This window comes from Agromyces tardus, assembly GCF_003710805.1.
Classification (GTDB): domain Bacteria; phylum Actinomycetota; class Actinomycetes; order Actinomycetales; family Microbacteriaceae; genus Agromyces; species Agromyces tardus.
Genome location: NZ_RHHB01000002.1, coordinates 62,032 through 85,740, shown reverse-complemented (window position 1 = coordinate 85,740; position 23,709 = coordinate 62,032). Strand labels below are relative to the sequence as shown.

At 71.7% G+C, this 23,709-nt stretch carries 19 protein-coding genes; 6 read left to right on the top strand and 13 right to left on the bottom strand.

The window, feature by feature from the left end; genetic code table 11:
- Window positions 1-62: 62 nt before the first annotated feature.
- Window positions 63-2,177 (bottom strand): multicopper oxidase family protein, encoded by a 2,115-nt coding sequence (locus tag EDM22_RS02335; protein ID WP_245989126.1) that lies wholly within the window; start codon window positions 2,175-2,177, stop codon window positions 63-65.
- A 213-nt stretch (window positions 2,178-2,390) separates the two neighbouring features.
- Window positions 2,391-5,279, bottom strand: coding sequence for an arylsulfatase (locus tag EDM22_RS02330; protein WP_122935447.1), 2,889 nt, complete (start codon window positions 5,277-5,279; stop codon window positions 2,391-2,393).
- 183 nt (window positions 5,280-5,462) lie between these two features.
- On the opposite strand from EDM22_RS02330, the gene EDM22_RS02325 reads away from it, so the two are divergent.
- From EDM22_RS02325 to EDM22_RS02315, 3 genes are all read left to right on the top strand, one after another.
- Window positions 5,463-6,074 (top strand): winged helix-turn-helix domain-containing protein, encoded by a 612-nt coding sequence (locus EDM22_RS02325; RefSeq protein WP_245989124.1) that lies wholly within the window; start codon window positions 5,463-5,465, stop codon window positions 6,072-6,074.
- A complete protein-coding gene (locus tag EDM22_RS02320; RefSeq protein WP_122935445.1) occupies window positions 6,071-6,286 on the top strand; it encodes a hypothetical protein in 216 nt (71 codons plus the stop codon). The genes EDM22_RS02325 and EDM22_RS02320 overlap by 4 nt, the downstream gene beginning before the upstream one ends.
- 80 nt (window positions 6,287-6,366) lie before the next feature.
- The gene (locus tag EDM22_RS02315) at window positions 6,367-6,978 is read left to right on the top strand and encodes a M23 family metallopeptidase (protein ID WP_245989122.1); all 612 of its coding nucleotides are present in this window, start codon (window positions 6,367-6,369) and stop codon (window positions 6,976-6,978) included.
- Between the two features lie 212 nt (window positions 6,979-7,190).
- Here EDM22_RS02315 and EDM22_RS02310 read toward each other — a convergent pair whose 3' ends face one another.
- The 4 genes from EDM22_RS02310 to EDM22_RS19945 form a co-directional block, all read right to left on the bottom strand.
- The gene (locus tag EDM22_RS02310) at window positions 7,191-8,096 is read right to left on the bottom strand and encodes a serine hydrolase (RefSeq protein ID WP_376917876.1); all 906 of its coding nucleotides are present in this window, start codon (window positions 8,094-8,096) and stop codon (window positions 7,191-7,193) included.
- Window positions 8,097-8,196: 100 nt separating this feature from the next.
- Window positions 8,197-10,197 carry a M13 family metallopeptidase gene (locus EDM22_RS02305; RefSeq protein WP_122935442.1) on the bottom strand — a complete coding sequence of 667 codons (2,001 nt, stop codon included), beginning with the start codon at window positions 10,195-10,197 and terminating at the stop codon, window positions 8,197-8,199.
- A 123-nt stretch (window positions 10,198-10,320) separates the two neighbouring features.
- Window positions 10,321-11,028, bottom strand: a complete 708-nt coding sequence (locus tag EDM22_RS02300) for a potassium channel family protein (RefSeq protein ID WP_245989121.1) — start codon at window positions 11,026-11,028, stop codon at window positions 10,321-10,323.
- Window positions 11,021-12,421, bottom strand: coding sequence for a TrkH family potassium uptake protein (locus EDM22_RS19945; RefSeq protein WP_122935441.1), 1,401 nt, complete (start codon window positions 12,419-12,421; stop codon window positions 11,021-11,023). Before EDM22_RS19945 ends, EDM22_RS02300 begins: the two co-directional genes overlap by 8 nt.
- Before the next feature lie 21 nt (window positions 12,422-12,442).
- On the opposite strand from EDM22_RS19945, the gene EDM22_RS02290 reads away from it, so the two are divergent.
- The 3 genes from EDM22_RS02290 to EDM22_RS02280 all read left to right on the top strand — a co-directional run bounded on the left by EDM22_RS02290 (window position 12,443) and on the right by EDM22_RS02280 (window position 15,017).
- Window positions 12,443-12,817, top strand: coding sequence for a YccF domain-containing protein (locus tag EDM22_RS02290; protein WP_122935440.1), 375 nt, complete (start codon window positions 12,443-12,445; stop codon window positions 12,815-12,817).
- Between the two features lie 4 nt (window positions 12,818-12,821).
- A complete protein-coding gene (locus EDM22_RS02285) occupies window positions 12,822-14,192 on the top strand; it encodes an MATE family efflux transporter (RefSeq protein ID WP_122935439.1) in 1,371 nt (456 codons plus the stop codon).
- A gap of 111 nt (window positions 14,193-14,303) precedes the next feature.
- Window positions 14,304-15,017, top strand: coding sequence for a head GIN domain-containing protein (locus EDM22_RS02280; protein ID WP_122935438.1), 714 nt, complete (start codon window positions 14,304-14,306; stop codon window positions 15,015-15,017).
- Window positions 15,018-15,068: 51 nt separating this feature from the next.
- Here the strand turns inward: EDM22_RS02280 and EDM22_RS02275 are convergent, their stop codons facing one another.
- The 7 genes from EDM22_RS02275 to tdh all read right to left on the bottom strand — a co-directional run bounded on the left by EDM22_RS02275 (window position 15,069) and on the right by tdh (window position 23,016).
- Window positions 15,069-16,289 (bottom strand): amidohydrolase, encoded by a 1,221-nt coding sequence (locus EDM22_RS02275; RefSeq protein WP_122935437.1) that lies wholly within the window; start codon window positions 16,287-16,289, stop codon window positions 15,069-15,071.
- A gap of 31 nt (window positions 16,290-16,320) precedes the next feature.
- The gene (locus EDM22_RS02270) at window positions 16,321-16,827 is read right to left on the bottom strand and encodes a GbsR/MarR family transcriptional regulator (RefSeq protein WP_245989143.1); all 507 of its coding nucleotides are present in this window, start codon (window positions 16,825-16,827) and stop codon (window positions 16,321-16,323) included.
- Window positions 16,828-16,899: 72 nt separating this feature from the next.
- Window positions 16,900-18,546: an ABC transporter permease gene (locus tag EDM22_RS02265; protein ID WP_122935436.1), complete on the bottom strand. Its 1,647-nt coding sequence runs from the start codon at window positions 18,544-18,546 to the stop codon at window positions 16,900-16,902.
- Complete coding sequence (locus EDM22_RS02260) at window positions 18,543-19,487, bottom strand: ABC transporter ATP-binding protein (protein WP_122935435.1); 945 nt, start codon at window positions 19,485-19,487, stop codon at window positions 18,543-18,545. The genes EDM22_RS02265 and EDM22_RS02260 overlap by 4 nt, the downstream gene beginning before the upstream one ends.
- Before the next feature lie 157 nt (window positions 19,488-19,644).
- The gene (locus EDM22_RS02255) at window positions 19,645-20,724 is read right to left on the bottom strand and encodes a LacI family DNA-binding transcriptional regulator (RefSeq protein WP_122935434.1); all 1,080 of its coding nucleotides are present in this window, start codon (window positions 20,722-20,724) and stop codon (window positions 19,645-19,647) included.
- 60 nt (window positions 20,725-20,784) lie between these two features.
- Window positions 20,785-21,972: a glycine C-acetyltransferase gene (locus EDM22_RS02250; RefSeq protein ID WP_122935433.1), complete on the bottom strand. Its 1,188-nt coding sequence runs from the start codon at window positions 21,970-21,972 to the stop codon at window positions 20,785-20,787.
- On the bottom strand, window positions 21,973-23,016 hold the full coding sequence (gene tdh, locus EDM22_RS02245; RefSeq protein WP_122935432.1) for an L-threonine 3-dehydrogenase: 1,044 nt from the start codon (window positions 23,014-23,016) through the stop codon (window positions 21,973-21,975). It abuts the gene before it with no gap.
- Between the last annotated feature and the right edge of the window lie 693 nt (window positions 23,017-23,709).

The following is a 23,709-nucleotide window of genomic DNA, read 5'->3' as shown; positions in this document are numbered from 1 at the left end:
GCAGACGGCGGGATGCCGCAGGCGCCTCGGCCCGCGGCATCCGCTCACCGAGGGGCGCCCGGTCAGGGCTCGCCCTCGATGGGCTGTCCCGGCTGTTCCGGGCCGATCCGGTAGGGGCGCATCATCTCGTTGTCCTCGTGCTCGACGATGTGGCAGTGCCAGACGAACTGGCCGGGCTGGGCGAACGTCGCCCGCACCCTCGTGACCTCGCCCGGGTAGGCGATCACCGTGTCCTTGAACCCGGACTCCCATTCCTCGGGCGGCCGCACGGATCCGTTCGGCGTGATCGGCACGGCGACCTCGTCGTCGTCGAGCTCGAGGCCCTCGCGGTTCACGACCTGGAAGGCGACCTCGTGCACGTGCATCGGGTGCGCGTCACCGGTCGTGTTCATGAACTCCCACACCTCGGTCGCGCCGACCGCGGGGTTCTCGCTCACCGCGTCGTCCCAGCTGAGGGGGACCGGAACCCCGCCGGCGGCCGTGCCGAGGAGCGCCTCCACGGGACCCTCGACCTCGCCGCCATCGGCGTCGAAGCCGATGGCCGCCCGCTCGAGGAGCACGAGGGGGCGCGTGCCCGACTCGGCGGGCAGGGGCGTGATGGGCGGCAGCACGAGGAACTGCGGCGGAGTCGTCGGGTCGGGCGCGGTGGCCGCGACGACGCGGAACTGCAGCACCTGCCCCGTCGACTCGGGGTCGGCGGGCTCGAAGTCGAAGCCGGGCTCCCCGCCGCCGAAGGGCACGTCGGGGCCGACATTGGCGAGCACGTACTCGCCGCCCGGCACGTTCGTGAAGTCGACGACGACGTCGGCGCGCTCGGCGAGCCCGAGGAGGAGCCGGTTGCCGTGGTTCGTCGTCAGGTCGACGGGCTCCGCGAGGAAGCCGCCCTCGTTGCCGATCTGCCACACCTCGACCCCGGGAATCGCGTTGAAGTCGAGGATGAGGAAGCGGGCCTGGCATCCGTTGAGGAAGCGGAACCGGTACCGGCGCTGCTCGACGACCTGGAACGGCCAGGTCGCGCCGTTCGCGATGAGCATGTTGCCGAAGAACTCGGGGTTCCAGTACGGCGCGAACTCCCCGGCCGGATCCAGCGGGGAGACGATCCCGTCGAAGAAGGCCCGGGAGTCGGGGTAGAACAGCGAGCCGTCGTCGTTGAAGGAGCGGTCCTGCACCGCGATCGGGATCTCGTGGTACGTCTTCCCCGGCGCGAGGGGGTCGCCCTGCCTGGGCGCCGGACCGGGCAGCACCGCCGTGCTGCCGGTGCGGCTGTCGAGCACGGACTTCTCGCCCTGGGGCCCGCCCCGCACGAGGAAGAACCCCGCCGGGCCGGCGTAGACGTTGAGACGCGTCATCCCGAGGGTGTGATCGTGGTACCAGAGCGTCGACTCGCGCTGCGTGTTCGGGTACTGGAAGACGGCGAACCCCGGTCCCCACTCGACGCCGTGCGCTGAGGCCGCCTTGGCGGCGAAGAAGTCGTACCAGGTGCCCTCGGTGGCGTAGCCGTCGGGGATGTCCCGCGCGGCGGGCAGGAACCACGCCTCGGCGTACCCGTCGCTCTCGTCGCCGACGCCGACGGCGCCGTGCACGTGGGTCACGAGCGGTACGGGACCGTCGTACAGCGGCGGTGTCGACGCGAAGTCGGGTTCGCTGTCGCGCCCGGCCACCCCGCCCGGCGGGTTCGCCCAGTGCAGGGTCGGATCGACGGGCAGCAGGTGCGGCAGGTGGTCGCCCGCGTCGTCGACGAGCTCGTTGACCCACTTCACCCGCACCGGCCGGTCCCAGTCGGCCTCGATCGTGAGCGACGGCGCGTGGTGGATCATCGGCGCCCGCCTGCGCTGCGCGGCGATGGGGCCGTACCCCCACACCGTCGTCATCGGCAGGCCGGGGGGCAGCACCTGCTGGTCGAACTGGCGCACCGAGATCTCGTAGAGGTCGGCGGCCCTGCCGCCCTTCACCGGCGACACGCCGGCACGCGGCATGACCGGCGGGATCAGCAGCGGCACCGCGAACTTCGGTACGGCTGCCGGATCGAGCGTTCCGCCGGGGATCTCGGCGAGCGCGACGCGCTCGCCGCCCGGGCCCAGGCCGTAGAGCACGAAGCCCGCCCCCACGGCGCCCGCCGCCGCGATGAACGTGCGCCGGCTGATCGGCCGCTGTGCTCGGATCGAGGGCTGCATCATGCCACCTCGCATCGGGTTGTGCGATGGCGCGCGCCCGGGCCCGGGACGCCCGTCGGTGATGGAGCCCACGCTCCTCCTGCTGCAGGCACGGCGTCAAGCCCCCTCCCGGGGTACCGATGCGCCCCGTCGGCATCGGGCGCGCGAAACGACGAGCGGATGCCGCGGGCACCGGGCCCGCGGCATCCGCTCGGCGCCGCGTCGCCGGCTTGCGGCCTACCCGGCCGCGCCCGCCCCGACGCCCGTCGCGCCACCCGCGTGGTGGAGTCGCTGCTCCGCGCTCACTGATGCCGGCTTGAGGTCGAACACCACCGTGCGCACCGTTCCCGTGAACGCGTACGGAGCCCGGCCCCGATACGCGTCGTCGACGACGAGGCCGTTGTCGCGCGCGATGTCCATGCCCGAGTACGACGAGAACGCGAGCGGAACGGTGCGGTCCATTCGACCCTCCGCGATCTTCGCGCCGTTCGCCCACAGCGATGCGACGCCGCCGGTGCCCGGCTTCGTCTCGTCGGCATCGAACTGCATCCGCACGCTCACCGTGCCCGTCGGGATCGGCTCCGCCGAGACCTGCCGATAGGTCTCGACGCCGAGCATCGAGTAGGTGTGGTGCAGCAGGCCGTCGCCGTCGACCCACAACGAGAACCCGCCGATCGAATCGGCGTTCGCGACGATCACGCCCTCCGCTCCGGTGTCGGGAACGACGAGATCGGCCTCGATCGCGTAGGACCGTCCGTAGATGCGCGGGATCATGCCGCGTTGCACGTTCTGCACGTCGCCGTAGAAGGTGAAGCGCGTGGTCGTGGGCAGGGGCGGGAGGATGCCGAAGAAGACCGACATGCCGCCCAGCAGCGGCAGGACCCGGTTGCGCGCGGCCTCCTCCCAGAAGAGCTCCTTCAACTCGGCCAGCTTCTCCGGCTGCTCGGCCGCGAGGTCGTGCGCCTGGCTGAAGTCGTCGGGCAGGTGGTAGAGCTCCCACGTGTCCTGCTCGGGGTCGTAGACGCCGGGCGCGAGCTTCGCGATCGTCGCCGGTGAGAAGTCCCACGGGATCCGGTCGAGCCGGGCGCAGGCCCACCAGCCGTCCTTGTAGATGGCGCGGTTCCCGAACGACTCGAAGTACTGCACGGTGTGGCGGTCGGCGGCGGATGCGTCGTCGAAGGTGTTCAGGAAGCTCGTGCCGTCCATGGGCTCCTGCTCGATGCCGTCGACGCGGGTCGCCTCGGGCAGCCCGACCGCCTCGAGGATGGTCGGACCCACGTCGATCACGTGGGTGAACTGCGAACGCAGCCCGCCGCCCCCCGGGATCCGGTCGGGCCAGGCGACGACCATCGGGTCGCGTGTGCCGCCGAGGTGGCTGCCCGTCTGCTTGCCCCATTGGAACGGGGTGTTCCCGGCCCACGCCCATGCAGCCGCGTAGTGCGGCGCGGTGTCGATGCCGCCGAGCTTCTCGATGCCGCCGTGCTCCTCGATGAGCGCGAGTTGCTGCTCGGGGGTCAGCGGGACGCCGTTGAGGAAGGTGAGCTCGTTGAACGAGCCGGTGATGGTGCCCTCCATGCTCGCGCCGTTGTCGCCCCAGATGTAGAAGATGAGCGTGTTGTCCAGGTCGCCCATCTCCTCGATCGAGTCGAGCAGCCGCCCGACGTTCCAGTCGGCGTTCTCCGAGTAGCCGGCGAAGACCTCCATCTGCCGTACGTAGAGCCGCTTCTCGGCGTCCGAGAGCGAGTCCCACGCGGGGAACAGGTCGGGCCGCTCGGTGAGCTCGGCGTCCGGAGGCACGATGCCGAGCTCCTTCTGGCGCGCGAACACCGTCTTGCGGTACTCGTCCCAGCCAGCGTCGAACCTGCCCTTGTACTTGTCGGCCCACTCGGAGCCGACGTGGTGCGGGGCGTGGGAGCATCCGGTCGAGTAGTACATGAACCAGGGCTTGTCCGGGTCCTGCGCGCGCACGGCGTGGAGCCATTCGACGGCCTTGTCGGTGATGTCGTCCGGGAAGTAGTACTGCTTCCCGTCCTCGCCGACCGGAACCCCGATGGTCGAGTTGTCCTGGGTGATGATCGGGTCGTACTGGCCTGCCGCGCCGCTCAGGAAGCCCCACCAGTGGTCGAAGCCCCACCCCGAGGGCCAGCGGTCGAAGGGACCGGCGGCACCCTGCACGTTGTCGGGCGTGAGGTGCCACTTGCCGAAGCCGCCAGTCACGTAGCCGTTGTCCTTCAGCACGCGCGCGACGGGCGCGCAGCTCTTCGGCACCGCAGCCGTGTACCCGGGGAACGGGCCGGGATACTCCGCGATCGAGCCGAACCCGACGCGGTGCTGGTTGCGACCGGTCAGGAGCGCAGCACGCGTCGGCGAGCACACGGCCGTGACGTGGAACCGGTTGTAGGTGAGCCCCATCTGCTGCACGCGGGTCATGTTCGGTGTCTCGATCGGACCGCCGAACGTGCTCGGATTGCCGTAGCCGGCGTCGTCGATGAGCACGATGAGCACGTTCGGAGCGCCCGCCGGCGGCTTCGGCGACATGACCATCGTCCAGTCGGGCACGGACTGGTCCATCGTGCGCCCCGCGGTTCCGCCGAATGAGGGATCGGGGAGCGGAAGCACCGTGCGGTCGGGGGCGAACTTGCCCGCCGCCTCCGCGAGCGACTCCTTCAGCTGGCCGAGGCTGTGCGAATCCGACTGCGCGATGGACTTCGCAGGCGAGCCGGGCAGCGCCTGCTCGACGGCGAGGCGGTACTCGTCGTCGAAGACGGCGATGATGCCCGCTCGCCCGGGCGGCAGGTTCGCGCCGATGTGCTCGGCGATGCCGCTCTTCAGCCGGTGGTCGGTGAACACGCCGGCGAGCGCGCCGCCCGCCGCACCCACGGCGATCGCCGGCAGCAGCGCCGGTGCGAACAGCCCGACTGCGAGCCCGACGCCGGCGCCCCAGCCGGCGCCCTTGCGCCCGAGGTGGTCGCCCGTGTCGGCGATCGTGACCTCGCCGTCGACGTCGTGCTTCACGAGGATCGCGCCCTCGATCTTCACCGTCTTCGCCTTCACCAGCGCGACGAGCCCGTCGAAGTCGCGCTGCGCCGTCTCGATGTCCTGGTACCCCGCCACCAGCACGTCCATCGCCCGATCGTCCACGATCCCCCCTTGAAGCGTCCGCTCGCGACAGCACCTGCGGCGTCGCGCAACGGAACCGACGCTACGGCGGGCGCCGTCGTGGCGCCGGGACCTTGGCCCCGCCGAAGGCGTGCGCGAAATGCAAAGAAATCCTTGCAAAGGTTCCTTTGCGTTTGTACGATGGGCACCATGACCGATGCCGAGCCCGCGCAGCCCGCCCCGAGGCGGCCACGTCCACTCGAGCCCGAGGCGCTCAAGGCCCTCGCGCACCCGCTCCGCGTGCGCATCCTCGACACGCTGAGCCTGTCGGGTGCGTCGACCGCCAGCGGGCTGGCCACCCGGCTGGGCGAGTCGAGCGGGGCGACGAGCTATCACCTGCGCCAACTGGCGAGATACCACCTCGTCGAAGAGATGCCGGAGCGGGGGTCGGCACGCGAGCGATGGTGGCGCCGGGTGCCCGAGGGCTTCACCGTCTCCGTCGACGACCAGCCCGACTCCGCCTCGCGCGCGGCCGCACGGATCGTGCTCGGCGAATGGCACGCCAACCGCGAGGCACTGCTCGACGACTTCATCGCCCGCGGCGACGTCGAACTGCCCCGCGAGTGGCGCGACGCAGCCATGATCTCGACCTTCAACCTGCGCCTCACCGCGGAGCAGCTCGCACAGGTGGTCGACGCGCTCGGCGAGTTCGCCGCCCGCGTACTCGATCCGCTCCGCGGGCAGGACCTGCCCGGCGCCCGACCCGTGCAGCTCCAGTTCAACGCGTTCCCCGTCCTGGACGGAGAGGAGACCCGTCGATGACCTCCACCTCGCACCCGGCCGGCGGCTCGGGCTTCGCCGCGTTCGACCGCATCCTCGTCGACCTCGGCTTCGCACTGCTCACGTGGGGATTCCGGCGAGCCGAGCTCCGGCGCACCCGCGCACGCGCGGACGCCGGCGACCACGCATCCCGCCCGCCGTCGGAGCGCGCGGCGACCGACCGGATGATCCACACGCACTTCGGCATCCGCTGACCGCAGCGGCCCAGGCCATGTCCGCCGACCCGACCGGATCCGCCGCGATCGTCCTCGAGCTGCCGTTCCGAGGTCGGTGGATGGCGCGGAACAGCCCCGCGCGGCGGGTGCCGAGCCACGGCACCCATCTGCTCGGCACCACCTACGCGATCGACTTCATCCCGGTCGACGCAGCGGGCCGATCGGCTCCGCGCACCTGGCGCGCGTTCGTCGCCACCGAACGACCGGACTTCTTCCACGGGTTCGGTGCGCCGATCCTGGCGCCCGCGCACGGCACGGTCGTGCTCGCGCACGACGGCGAATCCGACCACGAGGCGCGGCGTTCGCAGTTCGCGCTCGTCGCGTATGCGTTGAGCCAGGCCACGCGGGTCCGAGCCGGCGCCGCCGCGATCGCCGGCAACCACGTCGTGATCGCGCTCGCGTCGGACGGCCCGTACGTGCTGCTCGCGCACCTCCGTGCCGGCTCGGTCCGGGTGCGAGCCGGCGACGAGGTGCGCGTGGGCGCGGAGATCGGGAGATGCGGCAACTCGGGCAACAGCACGCAGCCGCACGTGCACGTGCAGGTCACCGACTCCGTCGACTGGGCACGCGCGAGGGGCCTGCCGATGTCCTTCCGCCGCCCGGGGGTCGCGAGCGGGGCGGATGCCTCGGGGTGGGTGCCGGGCGAGTCGGAGATCGTGGACGCGGGCTGAGGGGTGGCGCCTGCGGCATCCGCTTCGTGCGTCGAGGGGGTCTCGATACGGTCGCTGCGCTCCCTACTCGACCGGCGGGAGGGGTCTCGATACGGTCGCTGCGCTCCCTACTCGACCGGCGGGAGGGTTCTCGATACGGTCGCTGCGCTCCCTACTCGACCGACGGGCAGGGTCTCGATACGGTCGCTGCGCTCCCTACTCGACCGACGGGGTCAGTGCACGTACTCGAGCAGGTCGGCGCCGACCTGGCGCATGCCGTCGAGCACCGCGAGCCTCGACGAGAGCATCGTGTCGGCGTAGTACATCGACACGGCATACGCCACGCTCGCACGCGGACCGCGCAGCACGCCCACCTCGCTGCGCACGCCGCCGTCGGTGCCCGTCTTGTTCATGAGCAGCACGTTGTGGTCGGGCATGCGGTGTGCGAGCGGGTCGAGGCCGAACGCGCTCGCGACCATCGAGAGGTCGGCGTTGAGCGAGAGCCATCCGACGACGCGCTGCGACACCTCGGGGCTCACGACCTCGCCGCGGGCGAGCGATGCGAAGAGCCAGGTGAGCTCCTTGGCCGAGCCGATCGACAGCTGCGGTGCGTCGTCGGGCCCGCGGTGGTCGCGCACGAGGTCGAGCAGGGCGGTGCGGGTGAGCCCGAGCGCCTCCGTGCGGGCGCGCACCGCCTCGAGGCCCACGTAGCGGATGAGCACGTTCGTGGCGAGGTTGTCGCTCGTGGCGCCGACGAGCGCGGCGAGGTCGGCCATCGGCAGGGCCGGCGACTGGAGGTGCTGCCAGATGCCCGAGTCGCCGACCGCGTCGCGGGGCGCCCGGTCGAGCAGCGTGAACGCCTCGGGGCTCGCGGAGCCCAGGCGTGAGGCGACCTCGACGAGCAGCAGCACCTTGCCGATCGAGGCCGTGGGCATCACGACGTGGTCGTCGACCGAGAAGAGCACCCGCCCGGTCGCGAGGTCGGTCGCGCGCGCCGACACCTGGACGCCCGCGAGCGCGAGCTCGCCGAGTGCGTTGAACCCGCGCGAGAAGTTCTCGTTCGGTTCCTCGTCGCGGTGTCGTCCTCGTCGGATGCTGGCATGCCGAGCGCGTCGCTCAGAACCCTGCGACGACGTCACCACGGTGGCTGCACGCTCTTCCTCTACGGGTCGGGCGCTCCCCCACCGCGGCTCGCGGTGCGCACGACGAAATGGACGGGTCGGGACTGGGTCGGGGCGACTACCAGATGGTCACGCGCTCGGCCGGGTCGAGCCAGAGCGCGTCATCGGGAGTGACCCCGAAGCCAGTGTAGAACTCGTCGATGTTCCTCACGATCTGATTGCACCGGAACTCGTTCGGCGAGTGCGGATCGATCGCGAGGAGGCGGATGACCTCCTCGTCGCGGCCCTTCATCTGCCAGGCCTGCGCCCACGAGAGGAAGAAGCGCTCCGCCCCCGTGAGACCGTCGATCTCGGCCGGCTGCTTCCCGCCGAGCGACAGCACGTAGGCCTTCCAGGCGATCGCGAGCCCCCCGAGGTCGCCGATGTTCTCGCCGATCGTGAGTGCGCCGTTCACGTGGTGCTCGCCGCCCTCATCGGACTCCGCGAGCTGCGCCGGCACGAGCGGGTCGTACTGGTCGATGAGCGCCTTCGTGCGCTCCTCGAAGGCCGCGCGGTCCGCCTCGGTCCACCAGTCGACGAGCCGGCCGTCGCCGTCGAAGCGCGACCCCTGGTCGTCGAAGCCGTGCCCGATCTCGTGCCCGATCACGGCGCCGATGGCGCCGTAGTTGGCCGCGGCATCCCTCGAGGCGTCGAAGAACGGGAACTGCAGGATCGCCGCGGGGAACACGATCTCGTTGAAGCCCGGGTTGTAGTAGGCGTTGATCGTCTGCGGGGTCATGAACCACTCGTCGCGATCGATGGGCTTGCCGATCTTGCCGATCTCGCGGTTGAACTCGAACTCGGCGGTGGCGCGCACGTTCGCGATGAGGTTGCCCGCGTCGATCTCGAGCTTCGAGTAGTCGCGCCACTTCACGGGGTAGCCGATCTTGGGCGTGAACTTCTCGAGCTTCTCGAGTGCCCGGGCACGGGTCTCCTCGCCCATCCACTCGAGACCGGTGATCGACTGCCGGTAGGCCTCGACGAGGTTCGCGACGAGCTCGTCCATCGCGGCCTTCGCCGTGGGCGGGAAGTGCCGCTCCACGTAGATGTGCCCGACGGCCTCGCCCATGGCGCCCTCGACGAGCGAGACGCCGCGCTTCCAGCGCTCGCGCATCTGCGGGGTGCCGGTGAGGGTGCGGCCGTAGAAGTCGAAGTTGGCCTCGACGAAGTCGCTCGAGAGGTAGGCCGCGGATCCGCGGATCACCTGCCACGCGAGCCAGTCGCGCCACGCGGGCAGCCGGTCCTCGGTGAGCAGGGCTCCGACGCCCGCCACGAAGCTCGGCTGGCGCACCACGAGTTCGTCGAACGCGCCCGCCGGCACGCCCATGGCGTCGCGCCACGTCGCGAGGTCGACACCGCCGGCCTCCCTGCCCGCGGAGACCGCCGCCGCGGCATCCGCCCACGGGGTCAGGTTGTAGGTCTTCTGGCTGTCCCGGGAGTCGACGTTGTTCCAGTGCACCTTCGCGATCTCGGTCTCGAGGTCGAACACCCGCACCGCCCGCTCGGCCGGATCGTCGAGCTGGGCCAGGGCGAACATGCGCTCGAGGTGCGCGTTGTACTTCGAGCGGATGTCGGCGAAGCGCTCCTCGCGGAAGTAGCTCTCGTCGGGCAGCCCGATGCCGCCCTGCTCGACGAACACGAGGTAGCGCTCGGGGTCGCCGGGGTCGTTGTCGACGAACAGCTGCACGAAGCCCGAGACGCCCTGGCGCTCGAGCCGCCCGAGCGTCTCGAGGAAGGTTTCGATCGAGGCCACGAGCGCCACGTCGACGAGCTGGCCCGCGATGGGCGTCGCCCCGAGCAGCTCGGCGCGCTCCTCGGCCATGAAGCTCGCGTAGAGGTCGCCGACCTGGCGCGCCTCGGTGCCGGGCTCGGCCTGCTGCGCCTCCTCGATGATCTCGCGCACGGCCTGCTCGGCCTCCTCGTGCAGCACGATGAAGGACCCGTAGCGCGCCTTGTCGGCGGGGATCTCGGTGCGCTCGATCCACTTGCCGTTGACGTGCCGGAAGAGGTCGTCCTGCGGCCGGACCGCGGGGTCGAGCTCGTCGAGGGTGATGCCGGAGGAACGCGTCTCGTCGGTCATCACCACAGCCTACGACCGAGCGCGCGGCGAGCGGATGACGCGACGGCGCGTCTCGCGGCGCACTCGCAACGTCGCGGCGTCCGGAACCCCTCGGGGGCCAGCGGCCGCGCCGGGCGCCCGGACTCAGCGCAGCTGCGCGAACCCCTCCGCCTTGCGCGTCGGACCGACGATGAGGATCATGTCGCCCTGCTCGAGCACGGTGTCGGCGTCGGCGTTGTGCCATTCGGCGCCGGGCTTCTTGTAGGCCGCGATCGTCACGCCGAACTCCTTGCGGAGTCCCGTCTTGCCGAGCGGCGTGCCGAAGAGGCGCTCGGGCGGAGCGGACTTCACGATCGCGTAGCCCTTCTCGATCTCGATGTAGTCGAGCGCCGCGCCGCGCACGAGGTGCGCGACCTTGCGGCCCATCTCCGCTTCGGGGCGGATCACGTGGTGCACGCCGAGCTGCTCGAGGATGAGCGCGTGCTGCTCGGTCACGGCCTTCGCCCAGATGACGGGGATCTGCATGCCGAGCAGGACGGAGCACGTGAGGATCGACGCCTGCAGGTCGCTGCCGATCGCGACCACGACGCGATCGAACTCGTTCACGGCGAGCTGGCGCAGCACCTCGGGCTTCGTCGAGTCGGCGCGCACGACCTGGGTGAGCTCGCCGTTGAGGCTCTGCACGATGTCCTCGTCGGTGTCGATGCCGAGCACCTCGGTGCCGCCCGCCATGAGCTCGAGCGCGAGCGAAGCGCCGAACCGGCCGAGGCCGATGACGACCACCGAGTCGGCCTCGGCGATGCGGCGGGACGTGTCGCGCGCCCCGCCGCCGAAGATCGGGAACCTAGCCAATGGCGGGCCTCTCTTTCGGGAGTTCGTACAGGATGCGGCGCTCGCGCAGCGCGATGGCGCTGCCGAGCGTGAGCGGGCCGATGCGGCCCAGGAACATGAGCAGCACGAGCACGACGTCGGCCGACGGCGGCAGGTTCGGCGTGATGCCCGTCGAGAGGCCCACCGTGGCGAACGCCGAGATCGCCTCGAAGAACACGACATCGAACCGCAGGCCGGTGAGGTGCATGAGCAGCACGGTGCCGGCCATGACCGCGCCGACCGCGACGAGCGCGACCGTGATCGCCTGCCGGTGCACCGCCCGGGAGAGGCGCTTGCCGAAGATGTTCACCGAGCCCTCGCCGCGGAGCTCGGTGAGGAGGATGAACCACAGCACCGCGAACGTCGTGACCTTGATGCCGCCCGCCGTGCCGCCGGGGCCTGCGCCGATGAACATGAGCACGTCCATCGCCACCCAGCTCTCGTCGTGCATCAGGCCGATGTCGACGCTGTTGAATCCTGCCGTGCGCGCCTGCACCGACGCGAAGAACCCCGCGAGCACCCGCCCGGCCGGGTCGAGGCGCCCGAAGGTCTCGGCGTTGTTCCACTCGACGATCGTGAGGTAGGCGGTGCCGACGACGAGGAGGATCGCGGTGCCCCACAGCACGAGCTTCGTGTTCATGCTCCAGTGCAGCGGGCGGCGCCACTCGCGCCGCAACTGCATCATCACGGGGAACCCGAGCCCGCCGAGGATCACCGCGGCGGCGATCGGCAGGCAGATGAACGGGTCGTCCACGAAGTCCATGAGGTTGTTCGAGTACAGGGCGAAGCCGGCGTTGTTGAACGACGACACCGAGTGGAAGAGGGCGTACCACGCGGCATCCCCCGTCGAGTACCCGTAGCCGAAGAGGAAGCGCGGGAAGAGCAGCATCCACGTGATGGCCTCGATGGTGACGGAGATCGCGACGATGTTGCGCACGAGGCCGCGCACGTCGGGGAAGCCCTCCGCCTTGGCCTCGGCGACCGTGTTCATGCGGGTGCGCACCGACAGCTTGCGCGCGAGCGCGAGCCCCACGAGCGAGGCGAGCAGCATGATGCCGAGGCCGCCGACCTGGATGAGCAGCAGGATCGTCGCCTGGCCGAGCGGCGACCAGTGCACCGCCGTGTCGACCACGGTGAGACCTGTGACGCACACCGCGCTCGTCGCCGTGAACAGGGCGTCGACGAAGTCGGTGCCGCCCGCATCGACCGACATGCCCGGGAGCAGCAGCAGGCCCGTGCCGGCCAGCACGGCCGTGGCGAACCCCACGACGACGGTCTGCGCCGGATGCAACCGCAGGCCGCGTCGGACGCGCTCCCGTCGGAGGCTGGCCTCGCGACGCCGACGACGACCTTCGACGGTGTTTCCCGTGGTCACTCCCGTACTCTAGACCTCGACATGAACACGCTGCTCAACATCATCTGGCTCGTCCTCTCCGGCATCTGGCTGTGGCTCGGCTACGTCCTCGCCGGCATCCTCATGTGCGTGCTCATCGTCACGATCCCGCTGGGTGTCGCGTCGTTCCGCATCGCCAACTACGCGATCTGGCCGTTCGGCCGCGAGGTCGTGTCGAAGCCCACCTCGGGCACCTGGTCGTTCCTCGGCAACGTCGTCTGGGTGATCCTCGCCGGCTGGTGGCTGGCGCTCGAGCACATCGTCACGGGCCTGCTGCTGTGCATCACGATCATCGGCATCCCCCTCGGCATCGCGAACTTCAAGCTCGTGCCGGTGTCGCTCGCGCCGCTCGGCAAGGAGATCGTCGACAAGGCCTGAGCGGATGCCGCGCGGCGATGTGCGGGTCGAGGAGGACGCTCCGCGTCGCGCCGTCGACCGCGACATCCTGCGCCTCGCCGTGCCCGCCCTCGGCGCGCTCGTGGCCGAGCCGCTCTTCCTGCTCGCCGACACGGCGATGGTCGGCCACCTCGGGGCGATCCCGCTCGCGGGACTCGGCATCGCGAGCGCGGTGCTGCAGACGATCATCGGGCTCATGGTGTTCCTCGCCTACGCGACGACGCCGTCGGTGGCGCGACGCCTCGGAGCGGGCGACGAGCGGGCGGCGGTGGCGTCCGGCGTCGACGGGCTCTGGCTCGCGCTCGGGCTCGGCTTCGTGCTCGCCGTCGCCGGGTGGTGGGCGACCCCGTGGCTCGTCGGCGTGTTCGGCGCCTCGGCCGCGGTGACGGCCGAGGCATCCGTCTACCTGTCGATCTCGATGGCCGGCCTGCCCGCGATGCTGCTCGTCTTCGCGGCCACCGGCCTGCTGCGCGGCCTGCAGGACACGCGCACGCCGCTGTGGGTCGCGGGCATCGGCTTCACCGCGAACATCGCGCTCAACGCGCTCTTCATCTACGGACTCGGCTGGGGCATCGCGGGGTCGGCGGTCGGCACGGTCATCGCGCAGTGGGGCATGGTCGTGGTCTACCTCATCGTCGTCGCGGGGCATGCGCGGCGGGTCGGCGCGAGCCCGTGGCCGCATCACGCGGGCGTGCTGCGCGGCGCCGTGTCGGGCGGCTGGCTGTTCCTGCGCACCGTGAGCCTGCGCGCGGCGCTGCTGCTCGCGACCTGGGCGGCGACCGCCCTCGGCTCCGACGAGCTCGCCGCCTACCAGGTGGCCATCACGATCTACTTCACCCTCGGCTTCGCGCTCGACGCGCTCGCGATCGCGGCGCAGGCGCTCATCGGCAAGGGCCTCGGCGCGGGCGACGTCGCGCAGGTGCGGGCCGTGCTGCGCCGGTGCCTCCAGTGGGGCGCCGGCTCCGGCGGCGTGCTCGGCGCGCTCGTGATCGCGACGGCGTGGGTGCTGCCCGCGCTCTTCACGTCGTCGGCCGAGGTCGCGGCGCTGCTGCCCCCGTCGCTCGTGGTGCTCGGCCTCTCGGCGCCGCTCGGCGGAGTGGTCTTCGTGCTCGACGGCGTGCTCATCGGTGCGGGCGACGCCCGCTACCTCGCGTGGACGGGCCTCGCGAACCTCGCCGTGTTCGTGCCGCTCGCGCTCGGCACGGTCTGGTGGGCGGATGCCGCGGGCCTGCCGAGCGCGGCCTCGCTCGCGTGGCTCACCGCGTCGTTCGCCCTCGGCTACCTCGCGGCCCGCGCGGTGACGCTGTCGCTGCGCGCACGGGGCTCGGCGTGGATGGTCACGGGCGCGCCGGCCTGAGTGGAGCCGTGCCGCCCGAGTGACCAAGGGCCTTCGGTGTCCGCCGCGCCGCGGAGTAGCCTCGGCCGCGGGGGACGCGAGCAGGGGGTTCGCCCCTCGCGGAGGTGCGTCATGCGAGTCCGAATCGCGGCCACGCTGCTCGTCGCGACGGCGGCGGCGCTCGCCCTCGCCGGGTGCGTGCCGTTCCAGTCGCCCGGCGAGACCACGACCGAGCAACGCGAGATCGGCGACGCGAACGAAGTGGTGCTCCGCACCTCGGGCAAGCTCGACATCCGCATCGGCTCCGAGCCCTCGCTCACGATCGAGGCGGGCGAGAACGTGCTGAAGCGCCTCACCTCCGAGGTCGACGACGGCGTGCTCGTGCTCGACTCCAAGCCGGGCGCCTTCATGTTCGGCGCGCCCGAGATCGACTACGAGCTCACGGTCACGTCGCTGCAGGCGGTGACCATCGAGGGCTCAGCGGATGTCTCCGCCGAGTTCGGCGACGCCCGTGAGGTGCGCGTGCAGATCGACGGGTCGGGCGACATCGAGGCCGAGGGCCTCGACACGGGCCGGGTCCAGGCCGGCATCGCGGGGTCCGGGTCGATCGAGCTCTCCGGCACCACCGAGCAGCTCGACGTGAACGTCAGCGGGTCGGGCGACATCGACGCGGCCGACCTGCGGAGCAGCGCGGCCGTGGTCGTCGTCTCGGGCTCGGGCAAGGTCGAGGTCGACGCGAGCGACACGCTCGATGCGACCGTGTCGGGCAGCGGCACGATCATCTACTCGGGCCGCCCCGAGGTGCGCACCAACGTCAGCGGATCGGGCGAGGTGCGACCCGGCTGACGCGGTGCCCGGCGCGGCTCGGCAGGGCGGCTCCGCTCGGCTCGGCCCGGCTCAGGCGGCCGTGCCGAGCCACTCCCGCGCCGCGGCCACGAGCGTCGTGACGCCGGTGGAGAGCGTCGGCTCGATGAGCGGCGCGAACTTCGGCGAGTGGTTCGACGGGGTGTCGGGCAGCCGACGCGTCTGCAGGAAGTCGGCGAACAGCGCCGGGTCGGCGCCGCCGAGCAGCCAGTAGCACAGCGGCGCGCCCGAGGCCTCGGCGAGCATGCCGACATCCTCGCTGCCGGAGGCCACCCCGGGGTCGAACACGCGGTCGTCGCCGAGTGCGCGGCGCAGCGCCGCGGCCGTGCGCTCGGTGGCCGCCTCGTCGTTGACGGTGCGCGGGTAGTGGCCGTCGTAGCGCACCTCGGGCGCCTCCCGGGCGCCGGATGCCTCGGCCTCGGCCCGCACGATGCGCTCGATCGAGGCGAGCACCCGCTGCCGCACGGCCTCGTCGAAGGTGCGCACGCTCAGGCCGAGCCGGGCCTCCGACGGGATGATGTTGTTCTTCGTGCCCGCGTGCACCTGGCCCACCGACACCACGGCGCCATCGGTCGCCGCGACCTCGCGCGCGACGATGGTCTGGAGCCGGAGGATCGTCGAGGCCGCCATGACGACGGGATCGACGGTGGTCTCCGGCCGCGATCCGTGCCCGCCGGCGCCGTGCAGCGTGACGGTGATGGAATCGTCGCTCGCGAATGCGACACCCGGATGCACGGCCGCGAAGCCGGCGGGCAGCGGGCCGACGTGCTGGCCGAGCACCACGTCGGGTCGCGGCATCCGCTCGAGGAGCCCGTCGCGCACCATGACGCCGGCACCCCCACCCCATTCCTCGCCCGGCTGGAAGACGAGGGCGAGTGTGCCGGCCCACGTGCCGCGGTCGTCGACGAGCCGCTCGGCGGCACCGAGCAGGCACGCGACGTGCACGTCGTGGCCGCACGCGTGCATCACCGGCACGTCGTTGCCCTCGTGGTCCGTGCCGCGCCGGGTGCTCGCGTACGGCAGTCCGGTCGCCTCCTCGACGGGCAGCGCGTCCATGTCGGCGCGGAGCAGCACGGTGGGTCCGTCGCCGTTGCGCAGCAGGCCGAGCACCCCCGTCGTGCCGATGCCCTCGGTCACCTCGTAGCCGAGGGACCGGAGGTGGCCGGCGACGATGCCGGCCGTGCGATGCTCCTGGAAGGAGAGCTCGGGGTTCGCGTGCAGGTCCCGGTACACAGCCTCGAGGTCGACGCCCATGGCGCCAGCCTAGGTCGGGGCCGATGCGGCTTCAACGAACGCCGCGCTGCTCCGCCTCGCCGTCGCCCGCGGCGCGGACGGCGCGCTCCGCCTCCCACTCGTCGAGCACCTGCGGCATCCGCTTCTGGATGAAGGCGAAGAAGTCGTGCATCTCCTGCACCCGCTGGGATGCGAGGGAGTCGGCATCGCCGATCGCGTCGACGGCCCGCTCGGCGAGCAGGCCGAGGTGGTCGTACAAGGGGTTCTTGGCGATCGAGGCCGTGTACCAGGAGTGCTCTGGGAGCTCGTAGACGGCCCGGCGCGATCCGGGCTGGGGAACGCGGTGCACCATGCGCACGTTCTGCAGGTACCGCACCGCACCCGAGATCCCGGCCGCGCTCACGCCGAGGCGATCGCCGAGCTCCTGCGCCGTGAGGCCCCGCGTCTCGGCGACCATGAGCGCCATGAGCACGCGGGCGGGCATGCGCGGGAACCCGGCGGCGGTGAGCGCCGACGCCGTCTGCTCGACGAAGTCCGCCACCCCTTGCTCGTCACGCATCACGGTCACGCACCATGCCCTCCATCCTCACGAGCGGGGCACGCCGAGTCGATCGGATGCCCCGCCTGCACGTCATCCTCCCAGCGCGAGGTCGCGTCGGCGCAGCAGGACGAGCGACAGCGCACCGCCCGCCACGGCGATGGCGAGCATCGCCCACGCGGCGGTCCAGTCGACCTCGGCGGCCGTGACGACGGGCGTGTGGGTGAATGGCGACACGTCGCGCAGCCAGTCGGGGAACCCGAAGAGTCCGCCGAGCTGCCCGAAGACGACTGCCGCGAGCACCACCGCCCAGCCCAGTCCGATGGACAGGCGCGGCACGATCGCGAAGACGAGCGCCACGACGGCGACGATCAGCAGGGCTGCGGGCAGCTGTGCGAGGCCGGCCTGGGCCACGATCGACACGCGGTCGCCGACGTCGGGCGATCCGATGAGGCCGAGCACCGCGCCCGCGACCGCGAAGACGAGCACCGCGGCCACGGTGGCGGCGCCGACCACGAGGTACGACCCGAACCAGCGCAGCCGCGACACCGGTGCGGCGAGCACGATCTCGGCCGTGCCGCCGGCCTCGTCCTGCCTGGCGTGCATCACCGCCTGCACTCCCGCGATCGCGGCGAGCGCCCCGACGAGCGCGAACAGCCCCGTCGTGAAGAGGTCGATCATCGTGCCCTCGGCGCCCGGGCCCGTGAGGGCGGCGAGCGTCTGGCTGACCGCCCCCGCGACCTGCTGGGCCTCGGGGGAATCGATGAGGTCGATGACGCTCTGGCCGACGGCGCCGAGGAACGCCCCGAAGAGCGCGCCGCCGACCACCCAGCCGATCACCGGGTTGCGCAGGAGCCGCCAGGCGAGGCCGAGCGGACCGGCGAGGGTGCGAGGGGCGTGCAGCCGCCCGGACCGCTCGGGGATGATGCCAGAGTCGAGGTCGCGGCTGGACTGCAGGGCGATCGACACCGCGAGCAGCACGCCGGCGAGCCCCAGGCAGAGGAGGAGCGGCCAGGCGTTCTGGTGGGTGTAGGGCGCGACCGCCTGTCCCCAGCCGATGGGGCTGAGCCAGCTCGCCCAGCCCGCCTCCATGCTGAGCCCGTCGGGCTGCACGGTGCCGGTGGCATCGCCGAACGCGCGCAGCAGGTAGCCGAGGGTCACGATCGCGGAGGCGAGGCCGTTCGCGCCGCGCGACGTGCGCATGATCTGCGCGCACGCGAGGCCGACGCCCAGGTAGGCGATGCCGACCGCGGCGAGCGCGGCGCCGTGCAGCAGGGCGCCGAGCGGCTCGGCGCCGTAGGCGAGGGCCACGCCGCCCACGAGCGCGCCGATCACGACGTTCAGGATGACGCCCTCCGACGTCGTGGCGAGGAGCGGCGTGATGCGTCCCGCCTCCGTCGATCCGATGAGCTCGGATCGGCCCGACTCCTCGTCGGCCCGCGAATGCCGCACCGCGAGGAACGTGCTCATGAGGCCGGCCATGAGGCCGAGGAACCCGAAGAGCAGGAAGTACTGGAAGGCATCGGGCTGGGTGCCCTGCGGGGTGCCGCGCAGCATGAGGATCGCGGGCGTGAGGATCACGAGGCGGATGACGCCCTCGCGCTCGGCCTCGTCGCCGTACGTCTCGGTGACCGCGGCGTGCGCGATGACCTCCAGCACGACGAAGAGGAGGATCCAGACGGCGATCTGCACCCGGTCGCGGCGGAACCGCAGCCACAGCAGAGTGGGGAACGTGCTCATCGCCGTGCGCCCTCGAGCGATGACGCCGCGGGCTGCTCGAGCTCGTCGTGGTAGTGCCGCATGAAGAGCTCCTCGAGCGACGGCGGGTTCACGGTGACGCCCGTTGCGCGCAGCGACGCGAGCGCGGCGAGCACCTCGGGCATCGCGTCGGAGTCGGCGGTGAACCGCACGCGTGCGCCGTCGACGGCGAGGTCGTGCGCACCCGGGATGGCGTCGAGCTGGGCGGTGCCGATGCCGTCGCCCGCGAACGAGATCTCGGTGCGCGTCAGGTGGCGGAGCTCGGCGAGCGTGCCCGCCTCGACCGTGCGGCCGGCGCGGATGATGCTGACCCGGTCGCAGAGGTGCTCGACCTCGGAGAGGATGTGGCTCGACAGGAGCACGGTCGCCCCGTCGTCGAGCGCGGTCGCGATCTCGGAGCGGAAGACCGCCTCCATGAGCGGGTCGAGCCCCGAGGTCGGCTCGTCGAAGATGTAGAGGTCGGCGGGGGTCGCGAGCGCCGCGATGAGGGCGACCTTCTGGCGATTGCCCTTGGAGTACGCGCGACCCTTCTTGGTGGGGTCGAACTGGAAGACCTCGACGAGGTGCTCGCGGCGCGCAAGGTAGGCGCGCTTGTCGGCCATGCCGCCGCGGAGGCGGGTGAGCAGGTCGATCGCCTCGCCGCCCGAGAGGTTGGGCCACAGGCTCACGTCGCCTGGCACGTACGCGATGCGCCGGTGCAGCTCGACGGCGTCGTTCCACGGATCCCTGCCGAACACGGTCGCGCTGCCTCCGCTCGACCGGATGAGGCCGAGCAGCACGCGGATGGTGGTGGACTTCCCCGCGCCGTTCGGGCCGAGGAATCCGTGCACCTCGCCGGCTTCGACATCGAGGTCGAGCCCATCGAGTGCACGTACGCGGCCGAATCGCTTCTCGAGGCCGCGCGTCTGGATGACGGTGTTCATGGCGCCGAGAATACGCCGATTTCACAAGTTTGTGAATTGTTCGAATCGATTGGCTTTCTGCATTCGTCGCGTCACATCAGAGCTGTGCGGGCGCACCGTGTGCGGCCGACTCCGGGCGCGCGACCAGCCGGGAACCGGGATAGCGCCCCTCGCGGCGTCAGCGAGCGCGGGGCGGCGCCGTCGTGTCGCCCACGTGGAGCGTGCTCGTGTACCGCACCGACTTCGGCGATCCGCCCGCGAGCATCTGCACGATCGCCTCGCCTGCCGCCCGGCCCTTCGCGACGGAGGGCTGCACGAGGGTCGTGAGATCGTGCTGCAGCCCGTCGACGCGGATCCCGTCGAAGCCGATCACCGAGAGCTCGGCGGGCACGTCGATGCCGAGCTCCTCAGCGGCCTGGATGACGCCGGCGGCGAGCAGGTCGCTCTGGGCGATGATCGCGGTCGGTCGTGTCGCGGCATCCGCCAGCAGGGAGAGGCCCGCCTCTCGGCCCTCCTCGATCGAGCTGGCGGCGGCGACCTGGGCTCGGAGACCGGGATAGACGTCGCGCGCGCCGCGCAGGCGCTCGATCGTGGTGTCGACCGTGCACGCGGCCTCGAGCTCGGGCGTGAGTGGGCCGCGCGTGCGGTCCGGGTCGAGCGGCAGGGTCACCGTCGCGACATCCGTGTGGCCGAGGTCGCGCAGGTGCTCGGCGCCGCGCCGGGTGGCCTCGCGGTTGTCGATCGTCATCTCGGGGATGTCCCCGCCGGGGGCGCCCTCGATGGCGACCGTGGGGATGCCGCGGCGCTGGAGCGCCTCGATCTGCCGCCAGAACTTGGGGCTGCAGCCGATGAGCACGACCGCGTCGACGGGCGCGTTGTCGATGCTCACGGGGCCGCCCCCGTCGCCCGAGTCGGTGAGCAGGAGCAGGCCCGCCCCGAGCGGCGCGATGCCCTCGGTGAGGCCGTCGAGCGTCTGGATCTTCACGGGGTCGAGGAACGCGGCGCGCACCCGCTCCTCCAGCACGACGCCGACGATGCCCGACCGGCCCTGCCGCAGCGAGCGGGCGCGCGGGTCGGGGCCGCCGTAGCCGAGCTCGGCGGCCGCGGCGAGCACGCGCTCCTTCGTGGCATCCGACACCGGGCCCGATCCGCTGAACGCGATCGAGGCGGTCGACGCCGAGACGCCGGCGCGCGCTGCGACGTCGGCGAGGGTCGGGCGCGAGATGGCGCCGGTGGCGGGTGCGGGCTCTGCGGTCACGTCATCGATTGTACGTCGAATCGATTCGACCCGACTGGATGCCGCGGCATCCGCTCGCGCTCAGCCCGTCGCGAGCACCACATCGCGCGCTTCGGCGAACGCCTGCACGCAGCGGCGGATCTCCTCTTCGGTGTGCGCCGCCGACAGCTGCACGCGGATGCGGGCGCGTCCCTTCGGCACGACCGGGTACGAGAACGCCGTGACGAACACGCCGCGCTCCTGCAGCTCCGCCGCGATGCGTCCCGTGACGACCGCGTCGCCGAACATGACCGGCACGATGGGGTGCTCGCCGGGCAGCAGCTCGAAGCCCGCGGCATCCATCAGCGACCGGAAGAGCGCCGCGTTCGCACGCAGCCGCTCGCGCAGCTCGCCCGACTCGCTCACGAGCCGCAGCGCCTCGATCGTGCCCGCGACGATCGCCGGCGCGAGCGTGTTCGAGAAGAGGTAGGGCCGAGCGCGCTGGCGCAGCAGGTCGACGACCTCCTGGCGGGCGGCCACGTAGCCGCCGGATGCCCCGCCGAGCGCCTTGCCGAACGTGCCGGTCGTGATGTCGACGCGGCCCTCGACGCCGCAGTACTCGGGGGTGCCTCGCCCGTGCTCGCCCACGAAGCCCACCGCGTGCGAGTCGTCGACGAACACGAGCGCGTCGTACCGGTCGGCCAGGTCGCAGATCTCGCGGAGCGGCGCGATGTAGCCGTCCATCGAGAAGACGCCGTCGGTCACGATCACGCGGCGTCGCGCGCCCGATGCGGCGACGAGCTGCGCTTCGAGGTCGTCGAGGTCGCGATTCCTGTAGCGGTAGCGCTGCGCCTTCGACAGCCGGATGCCGTCGATGATCGACGCGTGGTTGAGCTCGTCGGAGATGATCGCGTCATCCGGCCCGAAGAGCACCTCGAAGACGCCGCCGTTCGCGTCGAAGCACGACGAGAACAGGATCGTGTCGTCGTAGCCGAGGAACTCCGACACGCGCCGCTCGAGCTCGAGGTGCAGCTCCTGGGTGCCGCAGATGAACCGCACGCTCGCGAGTCCGTAGCCCCACTCGTCGAGGCCGCGGTGCGCCGCGGCGACGATGCGGGGATCGTTCGCGAGCCCCAGGTAGTTGTTCGCGCAGAAGTTGAGCACCTCGCGGCCGGCGACCTCGATCTCGGCCGACTGCGGCCCGTGGATGCCGCGCTCGCGCTTCGTGAGCCCGGCCGCCTCGATCTCGTCGAGTTCGGCCCGCAGCTGGTCCTTCACCGATCCGTACATTCAGAGCTCCGTCCAGTCGAGGATGACCTTGCCCACGCCGCCCGAGGCGGCCGCGTCGAACGCCGCACGCCACTCGCGCGCGGGGTACCGGTCGCTGATGATCGAGGCGATGCGCGAGCGCAGCTCGGCGCTCGTCTGCAGCATCGCGCTCATCGAGTTCCACGTCTCGAACATCTCGCGACCGTAGATGCCCTTGAGCGTGAGCATGTGCGTGACGACCTTGCCCCAGTCGATCGCGTAGGGCTCGCTCGGCAGGCCCAGCAGGGCGATGCGGCCGCCGTGGTTCATGTTCTCGATCATCTGGGGCAGGGCGGATGCCGCTCCGCTCATCTCGAATCCGACGTCGAAGCCCTCGCGCATGCCCAGGCGCGGCTGCACGTCGTGGATGCGCTCGCGGGACACGTCGACCGTGGCATCCGCGCCCATCCGCAGCGCGAGCTCGAGCCGCGCGGGACTCACGTCGCTCGCGACGATGAAGCGCGCGCCCACGTGGCGGGCGACCGCGATCGACATGAGGCCGATGGGGCCGCAGCCGGTGACGAGCACGTCCTCGCCGACGAGCGAGAACGCGAGCGCGGTGTGCACGGCGTTGCCGAACGGGTCGAAGATCGCGCCGACCTCGGGCTCGACGTCGGCGTGGTGCACCCAGACGTTCTCGCCGGGGATGACGATGAACTCCGCGAACGCGCCGTCGCGGTGCAGGCCGACGCCCTGCGTGCGGATGCACATCTGGCGGCGCCCCGCGCGGCAGTTGCGGCACATGCCGCAGACGATGTGACCCTCGCCCGACACCCGGTCGCCCACTGCGACGTCGTGCACGAGCTCGCCGACCTCGACGACCTCGCCGTAGAACTCGTGCCCGGGGATGAGCGGGGTGCGGATCTCGGCGGCGGCCCAGTCGTCCCACTTCTCGATGTGGAGGTCGGTGCCGCAGATGCCGGTGCGCAGCACCCGGATCTTCACGTCGGCGGGCCCCGTCTCGGGCTCCGGCCGGTCGACGAGTTCGAGTCCGGCGCCGGGCGCGGGTTTGTACAGTGCCTTCATCGGCGGGGTGTCCGTTTCGTACGGGCGCCGCGGGGGTGTGCGGTGCCGAGCTCACGCACCGAGGGTCACGGCGCGCGTCGAGGTGACCCGATCATCGTAACGACGGCGGCGAGCGGATGTCGCACGGCTGGGGTTGCGCGGGAGCCGCACGGCGGGCGCTTCGAGCCGATGCCCGGCGGTGCGGCCCGGAAATTGGACGAGGACGGTGGCGGTGCAAGTTGCCACCATCCTCGATTGGGGTGATCCTCACACGGCGGCAGGCGGGCCGCCAGTCCCCCTTTCCGCGGACTTGACCGATGCGGATCCGTGCGCGTCGGCGGCCGTGACTGCTGCCTTCGGGGTCCCCGCGTGCAGGCCGCCGGCGGCGGGCGGGGCGGGATTCGCGGGTCGCGATTGCGGCGCGGCACAGTTCCGCCATGGCTCAAGTGAGCGTGGCCTCACATGAGGCCGCGCTCACGGGAGCCTGCCGTGGCTCAGCTGCGCGTCGCCTCATGTGAGGCCGCGCTCACGCGAGCCCACCGTGGATCATCTGAGCGTCGCCTCACATGAGGCCGCACTCACGCGAGCCCGCCGTGGCTCAGCTGCGCGTCGCCTCACATGAGGCTGCACTCACGCGAGCCCGCCGCGAAGTACGCCGCGGTCGAGGCGGCCTCCGAACGCGGCGATGACCGGCCGGCCGGACTTGCACCGCCG

Coding starts and splice junctions, on each gene's coding strand:
- EDM22_RS02335 (WP_245989126.1), bottom strand. CDS start 2,177: ATGATGCAGCCCTCGATCCGAGCACAGCGGCCGATCAGCCGGCGCACG.
- EDM22_RS02330 (WP_122935447.1), bottom strand. CDS start 5,279: ATGGACGTGCTGGTGGCGGGGTACCAGGACATCGAGACGGCGCAGCGC.
- EDM22_RS02325 (WP_245989124.1), top strand. CDS start 5,463: ATGACCGATGCCGAGCCCGCGCAGCCCGCCCCGAGGCGGCCACGTCCA.
- EDM22_RS02320 (WP_122935445.1), top strand. CDS start 6,071: ATGACCTCCACCTCGCACCCGGCCGGCGGCTCGGGCTTCGCCGCGTTC.
- EDM22_RS02315 (WP_245989122.1), top strand. CDS start 6,367: ATGGCGCGGAACAGCCCCGCGCGGCGGGTGCCGAGCCACGGCACCCAT.
- EDM22_RS02305 (WP_122935442.1), bottom strand. CDS start 10,197: ATGACCGACGAGACGCGTTCCTCCGGCATCACCCTCGACGAGCTCGAC.
- EDM22_RS02290 (WP_122935440.1), top strand. CDS start 12,443: ATGAACACGCTGCTCAACATCATCTGGCTCGTCCTCTCCGGCATCTGG.
- EDM22_RS02285 (WP_122935439.1), top strand. CDS start 12,822: ATGCCGCGCGGCGATGTGCGGGTCGAGGAGGACGCTCCGCGTCGCGCC.
- EDM22_RS02280 (WP_122935438.1), top strand. CDS start 14,304: ATGCGAGTCCGAATCGCGGCCACGCTGCTCGTCGCGACGGCGGCGGCG.
- EDM22_RS02275 (WP_122935437.1), bottom strand. CDS start 16,289: ATGGGCGTCGACCTCGAGGCTGTGTACCGGGACCTGCACGCGAACCCC.
- EDM22_RS02270 (WP_245989143.1), bottom strand. CDS start 16,827: ATGCGTGACGAGCAAGGGGTGGCGGACTTCGTCGAGCAGACGGCGTCG.
- EDM22_RS02265 (WP_122935436.1), bottom strand. CDS start 18,546: ATGAGCACGTTCCCCACTCTGCTGTGGCTGCGGTTCCGCCGCGACCGG.
- EDM22_RS02260 (WP_122935435.1), bottom strand. CDS start 19,487: ATGAACACCGTCATCCAGACGCGCGGCCTCGAGAAGCGATTCGGCCGC.
- EDM22_RS02250 (WP_122935433.1), bottom strand. CDS start 21,972: ATGTACGGATCGGTGAAGGACCAGCTGCGGGCCGAACTCGACGAGATC.
- tdh (WP_122935432.1), bottom strand. CDS start 23,016: ATGAAGGCACTGTACAAACCCGCGCCCGGCGCCGGACTCGAACTCGTC.